Genomic DNA, 17,649 nt, shown 5'->3' on the forward strand with positions numbered 1-17,649 from the left:
AGATTAGCCTCAGGCATCATGGCTCGGCTGGGACTTCGGGACGCGGATAGTGATCAAGGTGCCCTCTCCCGGCGCGGTCTCGATGACGAGGCCGTGTTCGTCTCCGTAGACCTGCCGAAGGCGGGCATCGACGTTTCGCAGTCCAACATGGTCGCCGTCTGCGTGCCCCGCCAGGACCGAGCGCAGGTGTTCCGGATCAATGCCTACGCCGTCGTCTTCGATGGTGACCTCCGCGAAGGCCCCGGAGTCGTTTGCGCAGATGGTGATGTGGCCCGGTCCTTCCTTCGCTTCAAGCCCATGGCGCACGGCGTTTTCCACGAGCGGTTGCAGGCTCAGGAAGGGAATCACCGTGCTCAGGACTTCGGGCGCGATCCTGAGGCTCACTTGTACGCGGTCTCCGAAGCGTGCCTTCTCCAACAGCAGGTAGCGGTCGATGCTCCGGAGTTCCTCCGCCAAGGTGGTGAAATCCCCGTGGCGGCGGAAGGAGTACCGGGTGAAATCCGCGAACTCGACCACCAACTCCCTGGCCCTGGCGGGATCGGTGTTGATGAACGAGGCAATGGCGTTGAGCGAGTTGTAGATGAAATGGGGGCTGATCTGTGCACGCAGGGCCCGGACTTCGGCCTCCATGAGCAAGGTGCGGGAAGCGTCGAGTTCGGCCAATTCCACTTGCACAGCCACCCAGTCGGCCAGCTCGCTTGTCGCCCGGACCAGCCCGGCGCCGGCTTGCGGGGCGAAGGCCGCGACCGCCCCCACCACGCGGTTTCCGGCCCTGATCGGCGCCACGACGGCGTTCAGTGCGTGCGACGCCGGGACAACCACGGTCCGTCCGTCGGCGAGAACTCCCGAGGCGAGCTCCATCAGGGCGGCTTTGAGTTCTTCCGCCGCGCCATCCCACGCGAGAACGGACTCGGTGTCCGTAATGGCGAGGGCGTCGCAGCCAAGCAGGGAACGCAATTGCTTGCTCGCCTTGCCCGCTCCCGCCGCGTGGAGCCCGGTGCGCAGGTACTGTCCCGCGCGCGACGCCGCATGCAGGGTTTGGTACGTGGCCCTCTCGGCGTCGGTTCCCAGCTCGCGGAAGGAACGGATCACCTTGAGGCCCACCCCGACCACGACCGCCACAGCGAGCACGATGACCGCAATGGCGGCGGCGGTGACGAGAGGGGAATCCGGCATGGAGCAAGACTAGCGAACCCGCCGTTCGGCGCAGCAACGTGTCCGCTGGGCGACGCCTATGCCGGTGAATCTGGAAGTGGTGCAGTTGCCCGGCGGATAGTGATTCCAGTCACATCGGCCAGGAGTGTGTGGTCGATGGAGACACCCACAACCAGGAGGAAGCCATGGGTAACGAGGCCCAGACACCGGACGCAGCGGCGTCCGCTGATTTCCAGGAAGTCCAGCAAACGGGGCAGTTTCAGGAGCTCCGCAAGCGCCACCGTAGTTTTGTTTTTCCAATGGCCATTGCATTCCTGCTTTGGTACTTCGCCTACGTCCTGCTGGCTGACTACGCGGTGGGCTTCATGTCCACCAAGCTGTGGGGCAACATCAATGTCGGCCTGGTCCTGGGCCTGCTGCAATTCGTCTCAACTTTCGGAATTACGGCTTGGTACGTTCACTACTCAAACCGGAAGCTGGACCCGATCGCCGCGGAAATCCGGAATGAGATCGAGGGCCACGAGTTCGACAAGGGCAGCACAGTGAGAGGGGCAGCAAAATGAGCGCCATGGTCCCGATGGTCAACGTTGCCGCTCTAAAGGACACCACTCTGTTGAACATGGGCATCTTCGCCCTGTTCGTCTTGGTCACCATGGTGATCGTTTTCCGGGCCAGCCGGAACAACAAAACGGCTGCCGACTACTATGCCGCCGGGCGCTCGTTCACCGGTTCGCAGAACGGCACCGCCATCGCCGGAGACTACCTCTCCGCCGCCTCCTTCCTCGGAATCACTGGAGCAATCGCCGTCAACGGCTACGACGGCTTCCTCTACTCCATCGGGTTCCTCGTGGCGTGGCTTGTGGCGTTGCTGCTTGTCGCCGAACTGCTGCGCAACACGGGCAAGTTCACCATGGCCGATGTGCTTTCGTTCCGGCTGCGCCAGCGCCCGGTGCGGATCGCCGCGGCCCTCTCCACCCTGGCCGTCTGCTTTTTCTACCTGCTGGCGCAGATGGCCGGCGCCGGAAGCCTCATCTCCTTGCTGCTGGGCATCAGCGACTGGGGCGGACAAGCCCTGGTGATCGTCGTCGTCGGCGCCCTCATGATCATGTACGTGCTGATCGGCGGAATGAAGGGCACCACCTGGGTCCAGATCATCAAGGCCGTGCTGCTCATCTGCGGTGCGGCCGTCATGACGCTGTGGGTGCTGTCCATCTACGGCTTCAACCTGTCCAACCTGTTGGGTGCTGCGGCGGATACCGCAAAGAACCCCAACGTGCTCAATCCCGGCCTGCAGTACGGCAAGTCCGACACTTCCAAGCTCGACTTCCTGTCCCTTGGGATGGCGCTCGTCCTCGGCACGGCCGCACTGCCACACGTGCTGATGCGCTTCTACACGGTGCCCACGGCCAAAGAAGCCCGCAAATCGGTGGTCTGGTCCATCTGGCTGATCGGGTTGTTCTACTTGTTTACCCTGGTCCTCGGCTACGGCGCGGCAGCACTCGTCGGAGCCGACACCATCAAGTCGGCCCCCGGCGGTGTGAACTCCGCTGCACCGCTCCTCGCGTTCCACTTGGGCGGGCCGTTGCTGCTGGGCTTCATCTCGGCCGTAGCGTTCGCCACCATCCTCGCGGTGGTGGCCGGCTTGACCATCACGGCAGCGGCGTCGTTCGCCCACGATATCTATGCGAACGTTATTTCGAAGGGCAACGCCGACGCCGGGACCGAGGTCAAGGTGGCCCGGCGGACTGTGGTGGTCATCGGGATCCTTGCGATCCTCGGCGGTATTTTCGCCAATGGCCAGAACGTAGCCTTCCTCGTGGCGCTCGCCTTCGCCGTGGCGGCATCGGCCAATTTGCCGACCATCGTCTACTCCCTGTTCTGGAAGAAGTTCACCACCCAGGGCGCCACCTGGAGCATGTACGGCGGACTCTCTGCGGCCATTATCCTGATTGCCTTGTCGCCGGTTGTTTCCGGTGCCAAGACGTCCATGATCCCGGGTGCCAACTTCGCGGTCTTCCCGTTGAGCAATCCCGGAATCGTATCCATTCCGCTTGCCTTCCTGCTTGGCTGGCTCGGAACCGTGGTGGACAAGCGGCGCGAAGACAGTGCGAAGCAGGCCGAGATGGAAGTCCGTTCCCTGACCGGCGTCGGAGCCGAGAAAGCGGTGAACCACTAGGAGTACCGGTCCGACGCTCGCTCACATATCGGGCCGTTCGGCGTGACGCTCGCTCACAAACAAGGCCAAATGGCGGATCCCTCCTGCAGAAAGATCTGCAGGAGGGATCGGCATTTTTCAACCAAAGGTGAGCGAGCATCAGGGCTTAGTGGTTGTGGCCGCCCGGCAGGGAATGTTCTCCGTGCGGGACGGCGTGCGCTCCGGCCACCGAGGCGGCGAGTCCCGGCGTCGTAATTGCTGCGACGACGACGGCGGCGGCGAAGGCAGCGCCCAAAAGCGCGCCGGCCCTTGGGGAAGCCTGCGTTACTCCGCCGACGTCGTCGCTGAACCTTCGGGCGAGCCAGGCAGAGGATCCCAGCGCCATCAGGACGAGGAAAAGAGCTGCCAGATGCCCGCCGTCGAGCACTCTTTGGGCCATGCCGGCGACCAGGAATCCGACGTGGACCAGCACGGCCGCGAGGAGGCCTATGGTTGTTGGCTTACGGATCCGGAGCCGCCCGCGTTGGAGGCTGGCAATCGAGCTGGCGAGCAGCGCCAGGCCCCAGACCGCGAAGATGCCGCCCGCCCACATGAGCGGTCCCCGGCCCGAAATGTAGCTCGAGGCGATGGAAAGCTCCACGAGGCCGGCCCCCATTCCCGCGAAACACGAAAACAACGTGAGGGATGCCCCGGCGGTGGGTCCTACGGACGTCGCTGCTTGAGCTGACACGGACGGCTCCTTCCGGGTTTGCGGCTTTTTCTAGACGTGGGCCCTGGCGGTGGTGGCCGGAACCTTGTCCTGCGAGAGGCCGATGCCGAGGAGCACCACAGCGCTTGCCAAGTGCAGGACGTTGTCTGCGCCGTTAAGGGCAATGATGTTCAGTGCGGAGCCCACGAGGAACAGTCCGAGGATGCCGACAAGCAGGTAGACCGCGCCGACCGTGGTGTTGATGGTCTTGGACAGCACGGTGCTGTTCATGCCCGCGTAGAGCAGGGCGGCGCCAATGGCGAGGTGGATGATGTTGTGCAGGGGGTTTACCGCAAAGATGATCAGATTGGCACCCTCGGTGGCGAAGAATCCAATTCCCGAGGTGACGAAGAATCCAACGACACCCACGAGCAGGTAGACGGCTCCAAAGATGGTGGCGATCAGGCGGTTGGGCGAAGTGCGCATGGTCCAAACCTTCCGGTATGGCCGGTTTTGTATCCGGCCTGTGTTCGAAACCCCGGACGGGGCTCTCAACCAGAGATTCGGACCACCCGGCGCAATGGATGGGTGGGATGGGACGAATTTTTTCGAGGTTACCGGGCTCAGCCGGTGCGGAGCGCCTTCTTGGTGTTCCGGTTCAGCAACGGCTGCACCCGGAAAGGAATCAATTCGCCCATGGACATGGCGGTGTCCGTTCGTTCCACTCCGTCGCACGCAAGGATCTTGCCGTTGATCCGGAACAGATCCTCGGCGTCGAGCGCCACCACCCGCAACAGCAGATCGGCCGAACCGGTCAGGCCGTATCCCTCCAGGATTTCCGGTATTTCGGCGAGGTCCAAGGCGAGCTGTCCAAGCTTTTGCTGCTGCACATGCACTGAGATGAAGGCCATGAGGGGGTAGCCAAGGGCGGCGGGGTTGATGCGCCGTTCGAAGGAGAGGAACGCATGCTTCTTTTCCAGTTGGGCCATCCGTGCCTGGACCGTATTCCGCGATAGTCCCAGCTTCTGTGCCAAGGCGACAACGGTGCCGCGGGGGTCCTTCGCCATGGCCGAAAGCAGGCGTGTGTCGGTGCCATCTAAAGCTTGCATAATGCGCAACGTTAGCACGGTGGCCACCGCCCAGATAGGGCAGAATGCGCAAAATTTTCAACGGTGGTTGTACCCAATGAGCATTGTGAGTAGGGTCACAATTAATCCAGGCGACGACGCCCGGATGCTGGCCCGCGGCTGGATCACAAGTCCTCCAAAAGGCCTGCGAGCACGAGCTGAAAGGTGCGATCAACTGTGTTGACGGACGAACCCGGCCAGGACGCCTACAAGGCTCCGAATCCCGGAATCAGTGCAGCAAGCCCGCGTCGGACCGGCGGGGACCTGGTCCAACTGATTTCCCCGGAAGGGGAACGCATCAGCCACCCGGAGTTCGATCTCTGGGTCAGCGATGTCACGGACGAGCAACTGTGCTCGCTGTATGAAGACATGATGGTCATCCGCCGCATCGACGCCGAGGCCACCGCCTTGCAACGTCAAGGCGAGCTGGCTCTGTGGCCGCCGCTGCTAGGCCAGGAAGCATCGCAGATCGGTGCGGGCCGGGCCCTCAGGGACGACGACTTTGTCTTCCCCAGCTACCGGGACAACGGCGTGGCCTACTGCCGCGGTGTGGAGCCCACCGACTTGGTCCGTGCCTGGCGCGGCAATGCCTCCTCCGGCTGGGACCCGTACCGCCACAACATCGCCACCCAACAGATCATCATCGGCTCGCAATCGCTGCACGCAACCGGCTACGCCATGGGTATCCAGCACGACGGCGCCGACTCGGTAGCGGTTGCGCTCTTCGGCGATGGCGCCACGAGCGAAGGCGATGTCAACGAGGCAATGGTCTTCGCGGCGAGCTTCCAAGTGCCCGTGGTCTTCATCTGCCAGAACAACCACTGGGCGATCTCCGAACCCGTCCGGATTCAGTCCCACATCCAGATCGCCGATCGTGCCTCGGGCTTCGGAATCCCCAGCATGCGGGTCGACGGGAACGACGTCCTGGCTGTTTTGGCCGTCACGCGCATTGCGCTGGACCGGGCCCGCAAGGGCGGCGGACCGACGTTCATCGAAGCGGTGACCTATCGCATGGGCCCGCACACGACGGCGGACGATCCCACCCGCTACCGCGACGCCAATGAGCTTGAGGACTGGGCAGCCAAGGACCCGATTGCCCGGCTCAAGGCGCTGCTTCGCACCAAGGGCCTCCTGACGGAAGAGGTCGAAGCCAAGACCCAGGCCAAAGCGGATGAGGTGGCAAGGAACTTGCGCGCAGGAGTCATCAACATGCCCGATCCCGCGCCGCTGGACCTCTTCAAGCACGTTTACAGCACGCCCAACTCCTGGATCGAACGCCAGAAGGACCACTACTCCCGCTATTTGGAAAGCTTCAGCGGATCAACCCAGGAAGGTGCACTCTGATGAGCAAGCTGACCTTCGCCCGCGCCATCAACGCCGGCCTGCGCAAGTCCCTCGAAAACGATCCCAAAGTTGTCCTGATGGGTGAGGACATCGGTGCGCTCGGCGGGGTTTTCCGGGTCACCGACGGCCTCCAGAAAGACTTCGGCAAACACCGGGTGGTCGACACCCCCTTGGCTGAGTCCGCGATCATCGGCACCGCCGTCGGACTGGCCTACCGCGGCTACCGCCCGGTCTGCGAAATCCAATTCGATGGCTTCATCTACCCGGCATTCGACCAGATCGTCAGCCAGGTAGCCAAGATGCACTACCGGACCCAGGGCCGCGTCAAGATGCCCATCACCATCCGCGTTCCTTTCGGCGGCGGAATCGGTTCACCCGAGCACCACTCCGAGTCCCCAGAGGCCTACTTCACCCACACCTCGGGCCTTCGCGTCATCAGCGTCTCCAACCCGCAGGATGCCTACACCATGATCCAACAGGCCATCGCCTCGGACGATCCGGTGCTGTACTTCGAACCCAAGCGCCGCTACCACGACAAGGGCGAAGTGGATGAGACCGCAGATCTTTCCACGGCACTGTCCATGGAGAAGGCGAGGGTGGTCACCCCAGGAAGTGACGTCACCTTGGTAACATACGGACCGCTCGTGAAAACCGCGAACGACGCCGCCATGGCCGCCGCCGACGAAGGAGTCTCCGTGGAGGTTATCGACCTGCGCTCGCTGGCTCCGATCGACTTCCAGGCAGTGGAGGCGTCCGTCCGCAAGACCGGCAGGCTCGTCATCACCCACGAGGCTGCGCAGTCCGGCGGGCTCGGCGCCGAGATTGCCGCCAGTATCACCGAGCGCTGCTTCAACTACCTTGAATCTGCGCCGGTCCGGATCACGGGATTCGACATCCCGTACCCGTACTCAAAGCTCGAGATGCACCATCTGCCTGATCTGGACAGGATTCTTGACGGTGTGGACCGTGCACTCGGCCGCGGCAACTCCCTGAGCGGGCTGGAAGGATGAGCGCCACCATGATCAAGGAATTCAGGCTGCCCGACCTCGGCGAAGGACTCACTGAGTCGGAAATTCTCAGCTGGAAGGTCGCGGTGGGGGACACCGTGACCTTGAACCAGGTCATTGCCGAGGTCGAGACGGCCAAGGCCGTGGTTGAGTTGCCATCGCCCTTCGCCGGAACCGTGGCCGCCTTGCACGAACAGGCCGGTTCGGTTGTCGAGGTCGGCAAGCCGATCGTCTCCTTTGAAGTCGACGACGCCGGAGCCTCGCCTTCCGCTGTTGCCGGTCCCGGTGCGGGCGCATCCGTGGAAAGCCCCGCGGAGACCGCGGCGAAGCGCGAGCCGAACCTCGTAGGCTATGGCGCCGTCGTCGAAAAATCCGGACGGCCGGCCCGCCGCCAGCGGTCCTATGACGGAAGCACCGGCGAACGCGAGGCCGCCCGGGAACCGGTTCCCGCCGTCGAGCCCGTTCCCGCGGTTGAACAGCCCGCACGGCTCGCGATGCCCGCCGAGCCGACGGTGGAGCATGAGCGTCCACGGTCTACCCCGCCGGTCCGCAAGTTCGCGAGGGATCTCGGAATCGACCTCGAGTTGGTCAGGGGAACCGGGCCGGGAGGCCTGATCACCCGTTCGGATGTCCAGGACTTCGCGGCCGGATCCCAGGCGGAGGTTTCGGCTCCCGAGGTCGCTCCGGCCTCCGCGCCCGCCGTCGGGGTTTCCGCTGGACGCGAGACCCGCACCCCTATTAAGGGAGTCCGGAAGTTCACCGCCGCTGCCATGGTGCAAAGTGCCTTCACGGCGCCGCATGTGACGGAGTTCCTGACCGTTGACGTCACGCCCACCATGGAACTGCTGACGCGGCTCAAGTCCAGTCGCGAATTTGCCGGGTACAAGCTCACTCCGTTGACCATCGCGGCCAAGGCAGTCCTGATTGCCCTGCGCAGGAACCCGACCCTGAACTCCCGCTGGGACGAAGGCGCACAGGAGATCGTTCAGTTCAACTATGTGAACCTGGGTATCGCCGCCGCCACGCCGCGGGGACTGACTGTTCCCAACATCAAAGACGCGGACAAGATGACGCTGCTGGAACTGTCTACGGCTTTGTCCGAACTCACGGACACGGCACGTTCAGGCAAGACTTCCCCGACAGATCTGACGGGCGGAACCATTTCGATCACGAACATCGGTGTGTTCGGGATCGACGCCGGAACCCCCATCTTGAACCCGGGCGAGGCTGCCATCGTCGCGCTGGGATCGGTGCGCAAGGCCCCGTGGGTGCACAACGACGAACTCGCGGTGCGCCAGGTGATGTCACTGAGCCTGTCCTTCGACCACCGGCTGGTGGACGGCGAACAAGGCTCGAAATTCCTGGCCGACCTGGGCGCTATCCTGTCCGATCCTGCAACAGTCATGACGATGATCTAGCAGCGCGTTCATCCAGCCGCGCGTCCAGGCCCAACTAGCTCGCAGTAAGTGTCGTTTTGAAGGCTCATAACGACAACAACTGCGAGCTAGTTGGGCCTAGCAAGCGGGAGGCTAGCGCACCATCAGCGCTGCGAGGGCCATGCGTTCGAGGATGGGCCGGGCGCTTTTGACCGCCATGCGGCGTCCGTGGTGCCGGACAGAGTGGGGAGTCGAGTTGATGAGGCCGAAGGCTGCGTGGGCGCGGACCCGTAGCTCGGCAGGATCCGTGTCGGGATGCAGTTCCCCGAGCACCCCCACCCACAGTTCCACGTAGTTGCGCTGCAGGGTGCGTACTTCGGCTTGGTCGGAGTCGCTGAGGTTGCTGAAGTCGCGGTCCTGGACCCGGATGACATCGGGATTGCTGAGGGCGAAGTCCACATGGAATTCCACCAGTCCGCGCAACGCAGCTTCGGCGTCGGAGGCCTCGGACGCCACGGTGCGGCCGCCGTCGAGCAGATTCCGGCTCACGCTCAGCAGGAGCTCGGCGAGCACGGCTTGTTTTCCCGGGAAATGCCGGTACACCGCAGGGCCGCTGACTCCTGCCGCAGCCCCGAGGTCCTCAAGGGACACGCGGTTGAAACCGTCGGCCGCGAACAACCCGGCCGCGGCGGTCAGGAGGGCCTTGCGCCGTGTTTCCTTGGCTTGGCTCCGCTGGGTCGGGCTGTCTTGCTTGGGGCTCCGCGGGGTTGGGCCGTCCTGCTGCGGGCTCCGCTGGAAGGTGACCACAATTCCTCCTTTTGCACGCGTCCACTTCAGTGCCGGTACCGGGACGGGCCCAGTGCAGGGGTGATGGACAACACAGTTAATAGAGACTAACCTAAATTCCAGTTATGCGGTACTAACTGAGATGGCCATTGGCCGGGATGGGACACAGTCGATGGAGACACTCGCCAGCCAGCTGGATACCAACGGCGACCAGTTCGCGGCCAACGCGGAAGCGCAGCTGTCCCTGGTGCGCGAGCTGAAGAAGCGCCTTGCCGTGGCCGCGCTCGGTGGGCCGGAGAAGTCGCGTGAGCGGCACATCTCCAGGGGCAAGCTGCTGCCGCGCGAGCGCATCAATTACTTGCTGGACGAGGGAAGCCCGTTCCTGGAGATCGCCCCGTTGGCGGCCAACGGGATGTACAACGATGATTCGCCGGGCGCCGGAGTGATCGCGGGGATCGGGCTGGTCCATGGCCGCCAGGTGATGGTGGTGTCCAACGACGCCACGGTCAAGGGCGGGACCTATTACCCGATGACGGTGAAGAAGCACCTCCGGGCCCAGGAAATCGCGCTGGAGAACATGCTGCCGTGCGTCTACCTCGTGGATTCCGGGGGAGCGTTCCTGCCCAAGCAGGATGAGGTGTTCCCGGACAAAGAGCACTTTGGCCGGATCTTCTTCAACCAGGCGAAGATGTCAGCGGCGAAGATCCCGCAGATCGCCTCGGTCATGGGGTCCTGCACGGCCGGTGGCGCCTACGTGCCCGCCATGAGTGACGAAACAGTCATTGTCCGTAACCAGGGCACCATTTTCCTGGGCGGGCCGCCCCTCGTGAAGGCCGCCATCGGTGAGATCGTGACGGCCGAGGAACTCGGCGGCGGGGACGTCCACTCGCGGATTTCGGGCGTGACGGACCACCTCGCCGAAAACGACGAGCATGCCCTGCAGATCGTCCGGGACATCGTCTCCACCCTGCCCAAGCCGGCAGCCCCGGCGTGGGACGTGGACGCCGTCGTCGAGCCGGTGGCGGACCCGGGTGAGATCTATGGTGCGGTTCCTACGGACGTCAATGCCCAGTACGACGTCCGCGAAGTCATCGCCCGGCTCGTGGACGGCTCGAGGTTCCACGAGTTCAAGAAGAACTACGGCACCACCCTGGTGACGGGATTCGCGCACCTGCACGGGCACCCCGTGGGGATCGTGGCGAACAACGGGGTGCTGTTCAGCGAATCCGCGCTCAAGGGCGCGCACTTCATCGAGCTGTGCGACCAGCGCGGCATCCCCTTGGTCTTCCTGCAGAACCTCTCCGGCTTCATGGTAGGCAAGGACTACGAGCACGGCGGCATCGCCAAGAACGGCGCCAAGATGGTCACCGCCGTCGCCACCGCCCGCGTGCCGAAGCTGACCGTGGTGATCGGCGGCTCCTTTGGTGCCGGAAACTACTCGATGTGCGGCCGGGCCTACTCGCCGCGCTTCCTGTGGATGTGGCCGGCGTCCCGGATCTCGGTGATGGGCGGGAACCAGGCCTCCAGCGTGCTGGCCACCGTCAAACGGGACCAATACGAGGCCCGCGGCGAGGAATGGTCCGCCGAGGACGAGGAAGCCTTCAAGGCCCCCATCAAGCAGCAATACGAGGACCAAGGCAGCCCGTACTACTCCACCGCCCGGCTCTGGGACGACGGCATCATCGACCCCGCAGATACCCGGCGCGTCCTGGGCATGGCCCTGGATACAGTCTCCCGCCAACCACTGCCGGAAACCTCCTTCGGCCTCTTCCGGATGTGACCCCATGACAATCACTTCTTTCGACACCGTCCTTGTCGCTAACCGCGGCGAGATCGCCTGCCGCGTGATCCGCACCCTGAGGGCGATGGGCATCCGTTCCGTGGCGGTCTACTCAGACGCCGACGCCGGGGCCCGCCACGTGCGCGAAGCAGACACCGCCGTCCGCATCGGCACAGCTGCGGCAGCGGACAGCTACCTCCGGATCGACGCGATCATCGAGGCCTGCCTGCAAAGCGGCGCCCAAGCTGTCCACCCCGGCTACGGATTCCTGGCCGAAAACGTGGAGTTCGCCAAGGCCCTGGACGCGGCAGGCATCGCATTCATCGGCCCGGGCATTGATGCCATCGAGATCATGGGCGACAAGATCCGCTCCAAGAACCACGTCATGTCTTACGGCGTCCCCTGTGTCCCGGGCATCGCCGAACCTGGTTTGAGGGACGAAGCGCTGATCGAGGCGGCGCCCGGCGTCGGCTTCCCCCTGCTCATCAAGCCCTCGGCCGGGGGCGGTGGCAAGGGCATGCACATCGTGGAGCGGCCCGAGGATATGGCGGCAACGCTGCTCACGGCCCGACGCGTGGCGGCGAGCGCCTTCGGTGACGACACCCTGTTCCTGGAGCGGCTCATCCAGGCGCCCCGGCACATAGAGGTTCAGGTCCTCGCCGACAACCACGGCAACGTGATCCACCTCGGCGAGCGCGAATGTTCGCTCCAGCGCCGCCACCAAAAAGTCATCGAGGAAGCACCGTCCCCCTTGCTGGAGTCCCTCGCGAACGGGGCCGAGGTCCGGGCGCGGATCGGTGAGGCCGCCTGCCAGGCTGCCCGAAGCGTCAAGTACAGCGGTGCCGGCACGGTGGAATTCCTCGTCTCGGACCAGGATCCGGAGCACTTCTTCTTCATGGAGATGAACACCCGCCTCCAGGTGGAGCACCCTGTCACGGAACTGGTGACGGGCGTCGATCTGGTCGAATGGCAAGTGCGCATCGCCGCGGGTGAGGTCCTCACGGTGGCGCAGCCCGACGTCGTGCTTGACGGTCACGCGGTAGAGTCGCGCGTCTACGCGGAGGTGCCCGAACGCGGTTTCATGCCATCCATCGGCGAGATCGTGACGCTCCGGGAACGGGCAAGCAACGATCCGCACGTCCGCGTCGACTCCGCCATGCTGCCGGGACTGTCCGTCACCGGCGACTACGATCCCATGCTCGCGAAGGTCATTGCGTGGGGCCCGGACCGCAAAGCAGCACTGGACACCCTGGACCACGCGCTCGGGGACTACACCCTCTTGGGTGTGCACACCAACGTCGAGTACCTGCGGCTCCTGATCAACGACGACGACGTCCGCGCCGGCCGCCTCGACACCGGCTTGATTGAGCGCAAGCTGGAGGGAATGGAGTTCCGCCAAGTGACCGACGTCGAGCTGGTCGCCGCGGCGATACTGAGCCGTCAGGTCTTGGCTCCGGCCGGAACGGCAGCACCCTGGAACGCCGCCGACGGCTGGCGCGTCGGCGCGCCCGCACCGTGGAAGACCACGGTCGGACGTCCCGACGGCGGACTGGCCACCGTGGGATTGACGGTGAACGGGCCGGGCTTCACCGCCCGCGTGGAAAGCGGCGTCGAGCACTCTGCCGTCATGCGGCCGGGACCCTCGGGACATGCCGTGCTGGTGCTCGACGGCGTCGAGCACCATTTCGCGCACGGCTCACCATCTCCGGGGCCAGGGACACGCGAACTCTGGCTCGGCAGCGACGGCTGGTCCTGCCGGCTGGAGATCCTGGACCGCGAGGCCCGGCTCCAACGCATCCTCGCTGGCATCCAGCGCGAAGAAGGCGCCGCGGATCCCGAAGTCCGGTCTCCCATGCCGGGAACCGTGGTCTCCGTTTCGGTGCACAACGGCGACCACGTGGAAGCAGGCCAGGTCCTCCTTGCCGTGGAGGCGATGAAGATGGAACACCAATTGGTGGCGTCGGTGTCCGGCACCGTGCACCTCAGCAGCAAGACCGGGGACCTCGTCAAGGCCGACCAGGTCCTCGCCACGATCCACGTTGCGGCGGAACCCACCCCCGAGGCCACAGCGGAACCCGCCCTTGAAGTTACAGCAGAGAACCAGAAAGACGAGGAAGTCTAGCCATGGCAAGTTTTGAACTCACCGAGGAATACCAGGACCTGAGCGACTCCGTCCGGGAATTCGCCGACGAGGTAGTGGCACCGGTGTCCACCAAGCACGACGAGGAACACAGCTTCCCGTACGAGGTAGTCAAGCAGATGGGCGAGATGGGCCTTTTCGGCCTGCCCTTCCCTGAAGAGTTCGGCGGCATGGGCGGAGACTACTTCGCGCTCGCCCTCGCGCTGGAACAGCTGGGCCGGGTTGACCAGTCCGTGGCGATCACCCTCGAAGCAGGCGTCTCGCTGGGCGCCATGCCGGTGTACCGCTTCGGCACGCAGGAGCAGAAAGAACACTGGCTGCCCCAGCTGACCTCGGCCGAAGCGCTCGCGGGCTTCGGCCTGACCGAGCCGGAAGCTGGCTCGGACGCCGGAGGGACCAAAACGAACGCCCACCTCGAGGACGGCCGCTGGGTCATCAACGGCAACAAGGAGTTCATCACCAACTCCGGGACTGACATCACGCGCCTCGTCACCGTCACCGCCGTCACCGGGCAGCACGAACGCAAGGACGGGAGCATCAAGAAGGAAATCTCCACCATCCTGGTTCCCACCGACACGCCCGGTTTCACCGCGGAAAAGGCCTACAACAAGGTGGGCTGGAACGCCTCCGACACGCACCCGCTCACACTGAACAACGTCCGGGTGCCCGAGGAGAACCTGCTTGGTGTCCGGGGACGTGGTTACGCCAACTTCCTGTCCATCCTGGACGAAGGCCGTATCGCCATCGCCGCGCTCGCCACCGGTGCGGCACAGGGCTGCGTCGACTTGTCCGTGAAGTACGCCAAGGAACGTGTGGCCTTCGGCCAGAACATCGGCAAGTACCAGGCCATCCAGTTCAAGATCGCCCGCATGCAGGCACGGGCCCACACGGCACGCCTGGCCTACTACGATGCGGCCGCGAGGATGCTGGCCGGCAAGCGGTTCAAGACCGAAGCGGCCATCGCTAAGATGGTCGCAGGCGAGGCAGCCATGGACAACGCACGGGACGCCACCCAGGTGTTCGGTGGCTATGGCTTCATCAACGAATTCACGGTGGCACGGCACTACCGCGACTCCAAGATCCTGGAAGTCGGGGAAGGCACCACCGAGGTCCAGTTGATGCTCATCGCCCGCGAGCTGGGCCTTTAACCGTCAGGGAAGGTAAACGATGATCGACAAAGTTGTTGCCAGCGCCGCGGAAGCGGTGAAAGACATCCACGACGGTGCCTCTCTCGCCGTCGGTGGGTTCGGCTTGTGCGGTATCCCGGTGGCGCTGATCGATGCGCTCCACCATCAAGGCACCAAGGACCTTGAAACAGTCAGCAACAACTGCGGCGTGGACGACTGGGGCCTGGGCATCCTGCTGAAGGACGGACGGATCCGCCGGACCATCAGTTCCTATGTTGGTGAGAACAAGGAGTTCGCGCGGCAGTACCTCGCCGGTGAACTCGAGGTGGTCCTCACACCGCAAGGCACCCTCGCCGAGAAACTGCGTGCCGGCGGGGCCGGAATCCCCGCGTTCTTCACGGCGGCCGGCGTCGGGACGCAGGTTTCGGAAGGCGGTCTGCCGCAAAAGTACGACGCCGACGGCAACGTGGCGATCGCATCCTCACCTAAGGAAGTGCGCACCTTCAACGGGGCGGACTATGTCCTGGAGGAATCCCTGACACCCGATTTCGGACTGGTCCACGCCTGGAAGGGGGACCGCCACGGGAACCTCGTCTTCCACGCGACGGCTATGAACTTCAATCCACTGTGCGCCATGGCGGCCCGGATCACCATCGCCGAGGTCGAAGAGCTTGTGGAACCCGGCGAACTCGATCCGCAACATATCCACACCCCGGGCATCTTCGTCCAGCGGGTCGTGGTTGCACCGGACACGGAGAAACGCATCGAAAAGCGGACCGTCGCGTTGACCGGGAAGACAGGAGCGTAGCCATGGAATCGAACATCACCCAGGATGTGCCGCCGCGTCCCGAGGCAGTCAGGCACGAGTACCGCCGCGCCGGCGCCGAACACCACGAGGGCAAAGGCTGGACGCGGAACGAACTGGCCGCCCGCGTAGCGCGCGAACTCAGCAACGGGCAGTACGTCAACCTCGGGATCGGCATGCCCACCCTGATTCCCAACTACATCCCTGACGGGGTCGAGGTGATCCTGCATTCCGAGAACGGGATCCTGGGCGTCGGCCCTTACCCGGCCGAGGACGCCGTGGACCCCGACCTGATCAATGCCGGCAAGGAAACGGTTACCGTCAACGCGGGCGCCGCGTTCTTTGACTCGGCCACCTCGTTCGGCATGATCCGTGGCGGCCATGTGGACGTCGCCGTGCTGGGCGCCATGGAGGTCGCGGCCAACGGGGACCTGGCCAATTGGATGATCCCGGGCAAAATGGTCAAGGGCATGGGCGGCGCCATGGACCTGGTGTTCGGCGCCAAGCGGGTGATCGTGATGATGGAGCACGTGGACCGCAACGGCAAGCCCAAGATCGTCAAGGAATGCTCGTTGCCCGTCACGGGGAAAGGCTGCGTGGACCGGATCATCACCGACCTCGCCGTGATCGACGTCGTCTCCGAAGGCGGGGCGTCGAGGCTCGTCCTGCGCGAGTTGGCACCGAATGTCTCCGCCGAGGACGTGGCGGCCGCGACCGGCGTCGAGCTTTTCGAAGAGGACCAGGAACTGACTGTATGACCACGGACGCCGAACAGTCCGGCACGGCTGAACCCCGGGTCCCCGAACCCCGCATTGTCGAGCAGCGGGGCCTCTATTTCGACGAGCTTGAGGAAGACGTCGTTTACGCCCACCGGCCGGGGCGGACCGTCACCGAAACGGACAACGTCCTTTTCACTACGTTGACCATGAACACCCAGGCCCTCCACTTGGACTCGGCGTGGAGCGCCAAGCAGCCCTTCGGGCAGAGGCTCATGAACTCGATGTTCACCTTGTCCACCATGGTGGGACAGTCCGTGACCCAACTGACCCAGGGCACCATCATTGCCCAGCTGGGCCTCACGGACGTCTCTTTCCCGCACCCCCTCTACCACGGCGATACCCTCTACACCGAGACTGTCATCACCGGGAAACGGGAGTCGTCATCGCGTCCCGGGCAGGGCGTGGTGACCATGAAACACACCGGCCGCAACCAGGACGGAAAGATTGTGGCTCTGGCCACGCGCACTTGTCTCATGTGGAGCCGGACCGCGCATCTGGAGGCGCAACAGGGGACAATCAATACATGACCTTCACCATGGGCCCCGCTCTTCTTTTCTGCCCCGCCGACCGCCCGGAACGCTTCCAAAAGGCCGCCGAGCGTTCCGACGCCGTCATCGTGGACCTTGAGGACGCCGTCGCGCCCGCAGACAAGAAGCGGGCCCGGGGCGCCATCCTCGCCCAGCTCGGCTCAGGTGGCGAGACCGCCGAGCTCGACCCCAGCCGCACAATAGTGCGCGTCAATCCGGTGGGCACTCCGGACTTCGAGAAGGACCTGCACTGCCTCGCGCATACCCCATACCGGACCGTCATGCTGGCCAAGGCCGAGACCGCCGAACAGTTGAAAGCACTTGAGGGTTACCACGTCATCGCCCTGTGCGAGACGGCCAAAGGGATCGTCAACGCGGCTGAGATCGCCCAGGCTCCCAACGTCGTCGGGCTCATGTGGGGCGCCGAGGACCTGATCGCCTCGATGGGCGGTTCCTCCAGCCGCAAGGACGACGGCGGCTACCGCGCCGTCGCAACGCACTCCCGCTCCACGGTGCTGCTGGCCGCGAAAGCCGCGGGCAAGGAGGCCATCGACTCGGTCTATGTCGACATTCCCGATCTTGCCGGGCTTGCCGTGGAATCCGCCGACGCAGTGGCCAGTGGATTCGGTGCGAAGGCCTGCATCCACCCGAACCAGGTCGCCGTTGTCCGCGAAGCCTACGCTCCGTCGCCCGAGGCCGTCGCAGGGGCCCGGGAGCTGCTTGACGCTGCGGCTGCGGCTGGAACCGGTGTGTTCCAGCACAAGGGCAAAATGGTGGACGGCCCCATCCTGAAACACGCCGAATCCACGCTACGCAGGGCGCGGCTTTCCTGAAGGGCTGCTCGGGCCGGACC

The 17,649-nt window shown here is 64.4% G+C and carries 18 protein-coding genes; 12 read left to right on the forward strand and 6 right to left on the reverse strand.

Annotated features, from left to right (window positions below; genetic code table 11):
• Nucleotides 1–9: 9 nt before the first annotated feature.
• Nucleotides 10–1,176, reverse strand: a complete 1,167-nt coding sequence (locus QRN52_RS10425) for a histidine kinase (RefSeq protein WP_284752657.1) — start codon at nt 1,174–1,176, stop codon at nt 10–12.
• A 56-nt stretch (nt 1,177–1,232) separates the two neighbouring features.
• A complete protein-coding gene (locus QRN52_RS10430) occupies nt 1,233–1,436 on the reverse strand; it encodes a hypothetical protein (RefSeq protein ID WP_284752704.1) in 204 nt (67 codons plus the stop codon).
• Here QRN52_RS10430 and QRN52_RS10435 point away from each other — a divergent pair.
• The gene (locus QRN52_RS10435) at nt 1,341–1,718 is read left to right on the forward strand and encodes a DUF485 domain-containing protein (protein ID WP_284752658.1); all 378 of its coding nucleotides are present in this window, start codon (nt 1,341–1,343) and stop codon (nt 1,716–1,718) included. The genes QRN52_RS10430 and QRN52_RS10435 overlap by 96 nt on opposite strands.
• Nucleotides 1,715–3,331 (forward strand): monocarboxylic acid transporter, encoded by a 1,617-nt coding sequence (locus tag QRN52_RS10440; protein ID WP_284752659.1) that lies wholly within the window; start codon nt 1,715–1,717, stop codon nt 3,329–3,331. Before QRN52_RS10435 ends, QRN52_RS10440 begins: the two co-directional genes overlap by 4 nt.
• Before the next feature lie 145 nt (nt 3,332–3,476).
• Here QRN52_RS10440 and QRN52_RS10445 read toward each other — a convergent pair whose 3' ends face one another.
• From QRN52_RS10445 to QRN52_RS10455, 3 genes are all read right to left on the reverse strand, one after another.
• Entirely contained in the window at nt 3,477–4,040 is a 564-nt protein-coding gene (locus tag QRN52_RS10445; protein ID WP_284752660.1) for a hypothetical protein, read from the reverse strand.
• A gap of 30 nt (nt 4,041–4,070) precedes the next feature.
• Complete coding sequence (locus QRN52_RS10450; RefSeq protein ID WP_059387837.1) at nt 4,071–4,484, reverse strand: DUF4383 domain-containing protein; 414 nt, start codon at nt 4,482–4,484, stop codon at nt 4,071–4,073.
• Between the two features lie 137 nt (nt 4,485–4,621).
• On the reverse strand, nt 4,622–5,107 hold the full coding sequence (locus QRN52_RS10455) for an Lrp/AsnC family transcriptional regulator (protein WP_078105724.1): 486 nt from the start codon (nt 5,105–5,107) through the stop codon (nt 4,622–4,624).
• Nucleotides 5,108–5,302: 195 nt separating this feature from the next.
• On the opposite strand from QRN52_RS10455, the gene pdhA reads away from it, so the two are divergent.
• Genes pdhA through QRN52_RS10470 form a run of 3 tightly spaced genes read left to right on the forward strand, consistent with a single transcriptional unit; the run spans nt 5,303 to nt 8,894 of the window.
• On the forward strand, nt 5,303–6,469 hold the full coding sequence (gene pdhA, locus QRN52_RS10460; RefSeq protein ID WP_390282705.1) for a pyruvate dehydrogenase (acetyl-transferring) E1 component subunit alpha: 1,167 nt from the start codon (nt 5,303–5,305) through the stop codon (nt 6,467–6,469).
• Nucleotides 6,469–7,479 (forward strand): alpha-ketoacid dehydrogenase subunit beta, encoded by a 1,011-nt coding sequence (locus QRN52_RS10465; RefSeq protein ID WP_236816599.1) that lies wholly within the window; start codon nt 6,469–6,471, stop codon nt 7,477–7,479. The genes pdhA and QRN52_RS10465 overlap by 1 nt, the downstream gene beginning before the upstream one ends.
• Nucleotides 7,476–8,894: a dihydrolipoamide acetyltransferase family protein gene (locus QRN52_RS10470; RefSeq protein WP_284752661.1), complete on the forward strand. Its 1,419-nt coding sequence runs from the start codon at nt 7,476–7,478 to the stop codon at nt 8,892–8,894. The genes QRN52_RS10465 and QRN52_RS10470 overlap by 4 nt, the downstream gene beginning before the upstream one ends.
• 111 nt (nt 8,895–9,005) lie before the next feature.
• On the opposite strand, the gene QRN52_RS10475 is transcribed toward QRN52_RS10470, so the two are convergent.
• Nucleotides 9,006–9,659 (reverse strand): SACE_7040 family transcriptional regulator, encoded by a 654-nt coding sequence (locus QRN52_RS10475; RefSeq protein WP_284752662.1) that lies wholly within the window; start codon nt 9,657–9,659, stop codon nt 9,006–9,008.
• 151 nt (nt 9,660–9,810) lie between these two features.
• Here QRN52_RS10475 and QRN52_RS10480 point away from each other — a divergent pair, with 151 nt between their 5' ends.
• From QRN52_RS10480 to QRN52_RS10510, 7 genes are read left to right on the forward strand one after another with little or no spacing between them, the layout of a single operon-like run.
• The gene (locus tag QRN52_RS10480; RefSeq protein WP_284752663.1) at nt 9,811–11,418 is read left to right on the forward strand and encodes a carboxyl transferase domain-containing protein; all 1,608 of its coding nucleotides are present in this window, start codon (nt 9,811–9,813) and stop codon (nt 11,416–11,418) included.
• 4 nt (nt 11,419–11,422) lie between these two features.
• Entirely contained in the window at nt 11,423–13,540 is a 2,118-nt protein-coding gene (locus QRN52_RS10485) for an acetyl/propionyl/methylcrotonyl-CoA carboxylase subunit alpha (protein WP_284752664.1), read from the forward strand.
• Nucleotides 13,541–13,542: 2 nt separating this feature from the next.
• A complete protein-coding gene (locus tag QRN52_RS10490; RefSeq protein WP_284752665.1) occupies nt 13,543–14,706 on the forward strand; it encodes an acyl-CoA dehydrogenase family protein in 1,164 nt (387 codons plus the stop codon).
• 19 nt (nt 14,707–14,725) lie between these two features.
• Complete coding sequence (locus QRN52_RS10495) at nt 14,726–15,493, forward strand: CoA transferase subunit A (RefSeq protein ID WP_284752666.1); 768 nt, start codon at nt 14,726–14,728, stop codon at nt 15,491–15,493.
• Nucleotides 15,494–15,495: 2 nt separating this feature from the next.
• Entirely contained in the window at nt 15,496–16,248 is a 753-nt protein-coding gene (locus QRN52_RS10500) for a CoA transferase subunit B (protein ID WP_284752667.1), read from the forward strand.
• On the forward strand, nt 16,245–16,796 hold the full coding sequence (locus QRN52_RS10505; RefSeq protein WP_284752668.1) for a MaoC family dehydratase: 552 nt from the start codon (nt 16,245–16,247) through the stop codon (nt 16,794–16,796). The genes QRN52_RS10500 and QRN52_RS10505 overlap by 4 nt, the downstream gene beginning before the upstream one ends.
• Complete coding sequence (locus QRN52_RS10510; RefSeq protein WP_284752669.1) at nt 16,793–17,629, forward strand: HpcH/HpaI aldolase/citrate lyase family protein; 837 nt, start codon at nt 16,793–16,795, stop codon at nt 17,627–17,629. Before QRN52_RS10505 ends, QRN52_RS10510 begins: the two co-directional genes overlap by 4 nt.
• Nucleotides 17,630–17,649: the final 20 nt, after the last annotated feature.

Source organism: Arthrobacter sp. efr-133-R2A-120 (assembly GCF_030209835.1).
Lineage (GTDB): Bacteria > Actinomycetota > Actinomycetes > Actinomycetales > Micrococcaceae > Arthrobacter.

Bases quoted from the DNA above. Each gene is read 5' to 3' on its own strand.
- QRN52_RS10480 (WP_284752663.1), top strand. From the start codon at position 9,811: ATGGAGACACTCGCCAGCCAGCTGGATACCAACGGCGACCAGTTCGCG.
- QRN52_RS10455 (WP_078105724.1), bottom strand. From the start codon at position 5,107: ATGCAAGCTTTAGATGGCACCGACACACGCCTGCTTTCGGCCATGGCG.
- QRN52_RS10490 (WP_284752665.1), top strand. From the start codon at position 13,543: ATGGCAAGTTTTGAACTCACCGAGGAATACCAGGACCTGAGCGACTCC.
- QRN52_RS10485 (WP_284752664.1), top strand. From the start codon at position 11,423: ATGACAATCACTTCTTTCGACACCGTCCTTGTCGCTAACCGCGGCGAG.
- QRN52_RS10495 (WP_284752666.1), top strand. From the start codon at position 14,726: ATGATCGACAAAGTTGTTGCCAGCGCCGCGGAAGCGGTGAAAGACATC.
- QRN52_RS10435 (WP_284752658.1), top strand. From the start codon at position 1,341: ATGGGTAACGAGGCCCAGACACCGGACGCAGCGGCGTCCGCTGATTTC.
- QRN52_RS10450 (WP_059387837.1), bottom strand. From the start codon at position 4,484: ATGCGCACTTCGCCCAACCGCCTGATCGCCACCATCTTTGGAGCCGTC.
- QRN52_RS10510 (WP_284752669.1), top strand. From the start codon at position 16,793: ATGACCTTCACCATGGGCCCCGCTCTTCTTTTCTGCCCCGCCGACCGC.
- QRN52_RS10425 (WP_284752657.1), bottom strand. From the start codon at position 1,176: ATGCCGGATTCCCCTCTCGTCACCGCCGCCGCCATTGCGGTCATCGTG.
- QRN52_RS10440 (WP_284752659.1), top strand. From the start codon at position 1,715: ATGAGCGCCATGGTCCCGATGGTCAACGTTGCCGCTCTAAAGGACACC.
- QRN52_RS10500 (WP_284752667.1), top strand. From the start codon at position 15,496: ATGGAATCGAACATCACCCAGGATGTGCCGCCGCGTCCCGAGGCAGTC.
- QRN52_RS10465 (WP_236816599.1), top strand. From the start codon at position 6,469: ATGAGCAAGCTGACCTTCGCCCGCGCCATCAACGCCGGCCTGCGCAAG.
- QRN52_RS10505 (WP_284752668.1), top strand. From the start codon at position 16,245: ATGACCACGGACGCCGAACAGTCCGGCACGGCTGAACCCCGGGTCCCC.
- QRN52_RS10470 (WP_284752661.1), top strand. From the start codon at position 7,476: ATGAGCGCCACCATGATCAAGGAATTCAGGCTGCCCGACCTCGGCGAA.